Origin of the sequence: Streptomyces sp. NPDC042638, from assembly GCF_040647235.1 — a bacterium.
Classification (GTDB): Bacteria; Actinomycetota; Actinomycetes; order Streptomycetales; family Streptomycetaceae; genus Streptomyces; species Streptomyces rameus.
Map to the genome: position 1 here is coordinate 1 of NZ_JBEZBT010000114.1, position 8295 is coordinate 8295.

Annotated in this window: 3 protein-coding genes; all 3 read left to right on the plus strand. The window is 64.9% G+C overall.

The window, feature by feature from the left end:
* Nucleotides 1–234 precede the first annotated feature (234 nt).
* The 3 genes from AB0B40_RS37630 to AB0B40_RS37640 all read left to right on the plus strand — a co-directional run bounded on the left by AB0B40_RS37630 (nucleotide 235) and on the right by AB0B40_RS37640 (nucleotide 8074).
* Nucleotides 235–996 carry a LamG domain-containing protein gene (locus AB0B40_RS37630; RefSeq protein ID WP_362268112.1) on the plus strand — a complete coding sequence of 254 codons (762 nt, stop codon included), beginning with the start codon at nucleotides 235–237 and terminating at the stop codon, nucleotides 994–996.
* A gap of 130 nt (nucleotides 997–1126) precedes the next feature.
* On the plus strand, nucleotides 1127–7606 hold the full coding sequence (locus tag AB0B40_RS37635; protein WP_362268114.1) for a deaminase domain-containing protein: 6480 nt from the start codon (nucleotides 1127–1129) through the stop codon (nucleotides 7604–7606).
* 204 nt (nucleotides 7607–7810) lie between these two features.
* A complete protein-coding gene (locus tag AB0B40_RS37640; RefSeq protein WP_362268115.1) occupies nucleotides 7811–8074 on the plus strand; it encodes an ankyrin repeat domain-containing protein in 264 nt (87 codons plus the stop codon).
* Nucleotides 8075–8295 lie beyond the last annotated feature (221 nt).

Below are 8295 nucleotides of genomic sequence, written 5' to 3' on the forward strand. Positions count from 1 at the left end.
GCCTTCCAGACGGACCCGATTCGGAAAGGTTGATCACGACATCACACAGGCCCTAAGGCCGGTGAAACAGACCTGCAGGCGAGCTGGTACGCCAGCGGCCCGGTACAGCTTGGCGCAGGATCCTACGACGGCCAGCCCGGCTCCTTCTTCCCCGGCCAGATCGACGACGTACGGCTCTTCGACCGGCCCACCTCAACCCAGGAGGTCCAGCAGCTGTTCAGGCAGCGGCCACTGGTGAAGGGGCGCTGGACATTCGAGAAGGCCTCCGGTTCACCGCTCGTCACTCCCGACAGTTCCGCCTGGTCCAACGACATGACCCTCTACGGTGGTGCCCGGCTTGACGCAGGATGGGTCGACGGCAGTGCGAGCCTCGACGGCGTAAACGACTACGGAATGACGTCCGCCGTTCCGGTGGACACCAGTAGCAGCTTCACCGTAACGGCTTGGGCCCAGGCGGCAGCGATCCCCACCAAGGGGGTGACCCTGCTCAGCGTTCCCGGAACCACGAAGAACGCCCTCACGGTCCGTTACGAGCCCAGCGACACCCCAGGATCCGACCCCGGCCGATGGCGAATCGCGATGGCCTCAGCCGACAGCACCAGCGCGACCATCAGCCAGGTCGACAACAGCCAGTTCCACCGCCCCACGGAATGGACGCACCTGGCCCTCGTCTACGACGGTTTCTCCAAGCACCTGACGCTGTACGTCAACGGGGAACCGGAAATGGTCGCCTGCAAGGACAACGACAGCGACGGGGACGCGGACGACCCCGCCTGCACGGACAAGTTCTCCTGGGCGGACGACGTCCTGGCCTTCAAATCGGCGCAGCCCATGCAACTCGGCCGAGCCAAGACCGGAGCAACCACCTGGGGAGAGTACTGGCCAGGCGCTGTATCCGACGTGTGGGCCTTCCAAGGCACGTTGACGGACGCGCAGATCGAGCTGCTGGCCGTCGGACAGCCCGGAATGGCGACCGACGTCCCCGGCGCCGACTGATCAGTGAGTCCCAGCGGACCACATCCGCAAGGCTCGCCACGCTCCCTTCCTGGCATGGCATTGACACTCTTCCGCCCCACCGTGCGCCCGGCACACACGCGGGTCACCGCAGCGAAGGACGAAGGACACGATGAACGGCAGATCGAGCAGGCGCTTCGCGAGACTCCGGCGACGCCTCGCACTGGCCTCGGCCACGGTCATGGTCGGCACGCTCCTACAGGGAGTGACGCAGCCGGCTCTCGCTGCGGACAACGGCAAGGGGCGGCCCGCCCTGCCCGGTTCCGAGCGGCCGGTCGCCACCACCACCGGCAAGGTCAAGCCACGCACGCTCATGAAGGGGCCGCGGACCCCGAATGCAGTGCCCGATGCTGCTTGGCCCAAGGCGGCGACCAGGGTGCTGCACATTCCCTCCACCGACGCAAAGAGTCCCACGGCATCCGTCCGCGCCAAGGGTCTGCCGCTGACACTCGACACCCAGGGCGCGGCGCGGAAGAAACCCTTCCGCGGGGACATCGAGGCCCGTCTGCTCAGCCACAAAACGGCGCAGAAAGCAGGCATCGACGGCCTGCTGTTCACCCTGAAGACCAAGGGCACAACACAGGGCGGGCAGGCAGGCCGTGTCCAGGCGCACCTCGACTACTCACGCTTCGCCGACGCCTACGGCGGCGGCTACGCCTCCCGCCTCACCATGGTCGAGCTCCCTGCCTGCGTACTCACCGCACCGGACAAGCCCGCCTGCCGCTCCAGCAAGCCCGTCACTACGGTCAATGACGCGGAGAAGCAGACGCTGACCGCGCAGAACGTGACTCTGAACGCCGGTTCGGCCACGGTGCTTGCGGCTGTTTCCGGCACCCAGAGCGACAAGGGAGACTACAAGGCAACCTCTCTTTCGCCGTCGGCGACCTGGAAAACGAGCCTCAACACCGGCGACTTCACCTGGTCCTACGGCATGCCGACCCCCAACGTCCCCGGTGGTCTGGCCCCCCAGATAGGCCTGTCCTACTCCTCCGCATCAATCGACGGACGCACGGCCAACACCAACAACCAGGCCTCCTGGGTGGGGGACGGCTTTGACCTGTGGTCCGGCTACATCGAACGTCGCTACAAGCCATGCTCCGACGACGGCGTCAAGCACGCGGACGGCAGCAAGCCAGCCGACCTGTGCTGGGGCTACGACAACGCCTTCATCACCTTCAACGGCAAGGGCGGCGAACTCGTCCCCAGCGGCAAGGACTCCTGGAAGCTCAAAAACGACGACGGCACGAAGATCGACCACCTGACCTCCAGCGACCGCAGCAACGGCGACGACAACAACGAGTACTGGCGGCTCACCACTCCGGACGGCACCAAGTACTACTTCGGCTACAACCGCCTGCCCGGCTGGGCCGACGGCAAGGAAACCACCGACTCCACCTGGACCGCCCCCGTCTTCGGCGACGACACCGACGAGCCCTGCCACGCCTCGACCTTCGCCGACTCCTACTGCCAGCAGGCCTGGCGGTGGAACCTCGACTACGCGGTCGACGCGCACGGCAACGCCATCGCCTACTACTACGACAAGGAGACCAACTCCTACGGCCGCAACCTGGAGGCCAAGGACAACACCCGCTACGTACGCGGCGGCACTCTGGACCGCATCGAATACGGGCTGAAGTCCTCATCCGTGTACAGCACCAAGGCCCTGGCCAAGGTCGACTTCACCAGCGGCGAGCGCTGCCTGCCGGACACCCACACCAAGTGCTCGGACATCTCCACTGATGCCTTCTACTGGTACGACACGCCCTGGGACCTGAACTGCGACTCCGACAAGGACTGTGACGAGGGCCGCTTCGCGCCGGTGTTCTTCACCCGCAAACGGCTCACCGACGTCACCACTCAGGTCTGGGACGGCAGCTCCTACCACGCCGTCGACTCCTGGAAACTGGACCACCGCTGGGGGATGTCCGACACCGACTACCAACTGCTGCTCGACTCCGTCCAGCACACCGGACGTACCGCCGAACCGGCGATCACCCTGCCCAAAACCACCTTCGCCTACACCCAGCTGGCCAACCGGCTGGACAAGACAGGCGACGGCTACCCGCCCTTCGTCAAGGACCGCCTGTCCACCATCGCCGACGAGTCCGGCGGGCAGATCGACGTCAACTACTCGGCGCCTGCCTGCGACTGGGAGGCGCTGCCGACACCCGAGACGAACACCACCCGCTGCTTCCCGCAGTACATCGGCGGCAGTTCGACCGACGACCGCGAATTGAAGTGGTTCAACAAGTACGTCGTCACCTCGGTCACTGCCACCGACCGCACCGGCGGTGCCCCGGACCAGGTCACTAACTATGACTACCTTGACGGGGCCGCCTGGCACTACGACGATGACGACGGGCTGACCAAGGAAAAGTTCAAGACCTGGTCCCAGTGGCGCGGCTACGGGCACGTGCGGGTACGCACCGGCGGCCAGGGCGACGCCTCCGCGATGAGGAGCCAGCAGGACAGCTACTTCCTGCGTGGCATGGACGGCGACCGGAAGGACACCGGCGGCGGCACGAAAACCGTCACCCTCACACTCAACGACGGTGAAGGCGACTCGATTACCGACGAGCAATCGGCGACCGGCTTCGCCTACAAGGCGGTCAGCTACTCCGGCCCCGGCGGCAAGATCCTCGCCAAGACCGTGAGCAGGCCGTGGCACCACGAGACGGCGAAGAAGGTGCGGGACTGGGGAACCGTCACCTCCAACTTCACAGGGACGTCCAGCTCTAAGACCTGGACGTCCCTGGACAACGGCGCCGGCACCTCCTGGCGTACCACGGCCACGGCAACGACCTACGACACTGTCGCCGGACGCGCCACCCAGGTGGACGACTTCGGTGACAGCAGCACCAAGGACGACAACACCTGCACCCGCACCACCTACGCCACCAATGCCACGGCCAACATCCTCACCCTCCCGGCCCGTGTCGAGACGGTGGCCCGATCATGCTCCGACACGGTCAGCCGGCCGGACGACGTGATCTCCGACGTACGCACGGCCTACGACGGCGCCGCCTACGACGCAGCGCCGACCAAGGGAGACGCGACCAACACGGCGGTCCTCAAGCAGTACGAGGGCACAACGGCCGTCTACCTGGAATCCGGCACCACGTACGACGACTACGGACGCCAGCGCACCACCACCGACCTGACCGCAGATGTCAAGGTCAACGCCAGTGGAACTCTGACACGCACCACGCGCTCCGACGGCCGGACCACCACCACACCGGACCCCACGTCCGGCTTCGCGGCCAAGGTCACCACCACCACCCCGCCGGCCAAGACGGGCGACACGGCCACCACTCAAACCACCAGCGTCAACTACGACATCCTGCGCAACCTCCCAAAGTCCCACACCGACACCAACGGCAAAACCACCAACTTCGCCTACGACGCCCTGGGCCGCTCCACCAAGGTCTGGCTCCCCGACCGCCTCACCGGCCAGACCCCCACCTATGAGTTCACCTACACCATCGGTGACAGCAAGCCGGTCGCGATCGCCACCAGGACACTCGGGAACAATGGCGAGCAGCTGACCTCCTACGCCCTGTACGACGGTTTCCTCCGCCAGCGTCAGACCCAGGACCCAGGCCCGGACAGCGGCAGCCTCCTGACCGACACCTTCTACGACGAACGCGGCCAGGTCGCCAAGGAATTCGCGACGTACTACTCGGCCAAGCCGCCGACGACCGTCCTAGCCAAACCAGTAGACGCCCTCGACGTCGAGACCCAGAACCGCTACACCTACGATGGTCTCGGCCGGCAGACCGAAGCCCGACAGATCGCAGGCAACGGCGACGGCGGCAAGGTCCTGGGCATCACGAAGACCGTCTACGGCGGTGACCGCACCACGGTGATCCCGCCCGAGGGCGGTACCGCCACCACCACCCTCATCGACGCCCGAGGCCACACAACGGCACTGCGCCAGCTCCGCGCCCGCAACATCGACGCCGCCTACGACACCACCACCTACGACTACACACCCCGCGGCGAACTGAAGAAGGTCACCGACTCCGCGGGCAACAACTGGACGTACACCTACGACCTGCTCGGCCGCCAAATCAAAGCGACCGACCCCGACAAGGGCACCACCCTCAGCACCTACGACGACCGCGGCCAGCTGACCACCACCGACGACGCCCGCCCCGACGCCCTCGACGACAACCGTCCGGACACGCCCAGCCTGTGGTACGGCTACGACAACCTCGGACGCAAGACCGAGGTGAGAGAGAAGTCCTCCACCGGCACCCTGCGCGCCAAGTGGGTGTACGACACCGTCACCAACGCCAAGGGCCAGCTCGCCGAAGCCACCCGCTACGACGGCACCAACGCCTACACCAGCAAGGTCGTCGCCTACGACAACCTCTACCGGCCGCTGCGGACCTCGATCACCATCCCGGCCGCAGAAAAGGAGCTGGCCGGCACCTACATCTCGACGACGTCCTACAAGACCTCGGGGCTTACCGCCGGCATCGGCTACCCCAAAGCCGGCGCCCTGCCCGCAGCCACTGTTGCCTACACCTACGACGACGCCACCCTGCGCCCCACCGTCCTCGACGGCAGCCAGGGCATCAAGGCGACCACCAGCTACAGCCTCACCGGCAAACCCCTCCAGTACGAACTGTCCAACGGCGGCGGCAAGAAGACCTGGGCCACCAACACCTACGAATGGGGCACCCAGCGCCTGGCCACCTCCCGTGTGGACCGCGAGAACATCGCCGGCGTCGACCAGAGCAACACCTACCGCTACGACGAAACGGGCAACGTCAGGTCCGTGTCGGACGTCTCCCGCGACGGCACCGACACTCAGTGCTTCACCTACGACTACCTACGCCGTCTGACCGAGGCCTGGGCCCAGAACACCACCACCTGCGCCACCACCCCCAGCGCCGGCGTCCTGGGCGGCCCCGCTCCCTACTGGCAGTCCTACACCTACGACCTGACCGGCAACCGCCACACCGAGACGCTCCACGACCCCACGGGCGACCCCACGAAGGACACCAAGCGGACCTACGCCTACCCCGACCCCGGCAAGGCCTACCCGCACACCCTGTCCTCGGTGACGACCACCGGCCCCACCGGAACCGTCCAGGACAACTATGAATACGACGAGACCGGCAACACCACTACCCGCACCCTGAATGGAGCCAAGCAAACCCTCACCTGGGACCCCGAAGGGCACCTCGCCAAGGTGACCTCGGGAAGCAAGACCACCGAGTACCTGTACGACGGCGAGGGCAACCGGCTCATCGCCCACACGCCCACCGAGACCACCCTCTACCTTGGCTCCACCGAGATCACCCTGCCCAAGGGCAGCACCACACCCAAGGCGACCCGTTACTTCGACATCGGCGGCGGTAACCAAGCCGTTCAGCAGGACGACGGAACGGTCTCCTTCACCCTTGCCGACCACCACGGCACCGCCCAACTCGCCATCGAAGCCGGCACTCAGAAACTCACCCAACGCCGCACTCTGCCCTTCGGTGGGATCCGTGGAGCCAAGCCGGCCGACTGGCCGGGAGCCAAGGGGTTTGTCGGAGGCATCGACGTCACGAGTGACACCGGCCTCACCCACCTTGGCGCCCGTGACTACGACCCGACAACCGGCCGGTTCATCAGCGTTGACCCCATCCTCAATCCCTCCGATCCGCAGTCCCTTGGCGGTTATTCCTACGCTGGAGACAACCCACTCACCTTCAGCGATCCCAGCGGCACAATTCGCCTCGAACCGAACGGAGACCAGTGCAGCGGCGGCTGGAAGGAGTGCGGGCCCGGCGACCCTCCAGCCCACTCATCGGGTAATGACTCCGGCACCAGCGAGTCCGGGAATGGGATACCCTGCGACGCCCGCTGCCAGGCAAATTTTGCAGCAGCGCAAGAAGCAGCTGGCAAGCGAGGGAGCGGTTCGTTCCCCGGAGCCGGTATCTGTGGTGTCGACGTCAGTAGCGGATGTGATCAGAAGTACAAGGAGCGAGTCAAGCACGGCTACGCAGAACTGACGGTCTTCGACGACTACTACAACTGCACAGCCCACAACGATGAGCAGGCGTGCGAGGTTGCAGGAAGTGCCTACTCATCCGGTGGCGCAACTTGGGCGGCCAGTCTCTTCTTTGGCTTCGTGCGCACCGCTGAAGAACGTCTTGCAGCCCGCGTACAGACAGAGAGTGAAAGAGTCGCTGCTCGGAAGGTGATAGCGGAAGAGATCGCCAAGGGGCAACTCGGTAAGAACAAGGCTGGTCTTGCTGGACTTCTGCGGGTTGGAAAAGGCGAGCCGGAAGTTCTCAAGGCGTTCAGTGGAGTTGACAAGAGTCAGGGGGGTCGGAAGGGCTGGGTGCCGGACGTTGGGGGTTCGGAGAATCCCGTTCGGTACAAAGCCACATCCACCGGGCAAAACTCGCGCACCAACGATACGGAATATAAGATGCTCACCTATATAGCCAACAGGCTCGGAGAGCCGTCGGATATTCACGGCAGTCTTACACTCTACTCGACCCAGCAAGCGTGTTTCTCGTGCACATCCGTCATTGGGCAGTTCGCGCAAGAGTTCCCCAACATTCGCATCAACTACGAATCAGGAAGCTGAGCGTTCAGCTATACTGAAAGGTCTGAGGTGATCGCGGCGCGTCCGACTGGGCGCCGCCGCGCTACCTAAGTGCCATAAGTTCAGAGTTGCGAGTCGAGCGGGGTCAGAATGAACAGAGAAGTTGCGGAAGATCCACGGCTGTCCGGTGAAGAATGGACGCCTGCGCATACGGCGGTAGAGTCGAGTGACTATGAAGCGCTCGCTATGCTGCTTGATTCCGGGACCGATCCCAATGAAATGTGTTTTGGGCACACGCTTCTTACGCACGCTATCGATGTCGAAGGCGATTCGCATCTGCAGACTGGCTACCGCCTGCATGCGGCAACTACCGCCATTTTGCTTGCGTATGGCGCTAATCCTAGGATGCCGGCTGCGGACGGCGAAACACCGATGCAAATGACAGATAGGTACGAGCACGAACCCGCACGGCGTTTGCTCCAACGCTTCTTCGATCTCGAGGGTCAATGAAGCAGGACGCATGCAGGCGGCCCCAGACGCCCACCCTTAACCGTGACCCGGAGGTCTTGGTCGTAGGGGTGCCCTCGAGCAGCTTGTCGGATCGGTGTCGTGGTCGGCGGGACAACGGCATAGGGCGCCCACCCGCCCCGGACGGGAGGGCGCCCTGCCCTCTTCCTCGATCAGCTCGGCTGCGCTGCGCGCGCTGTCTGCCCACCGGTGCAGTCCGGCCT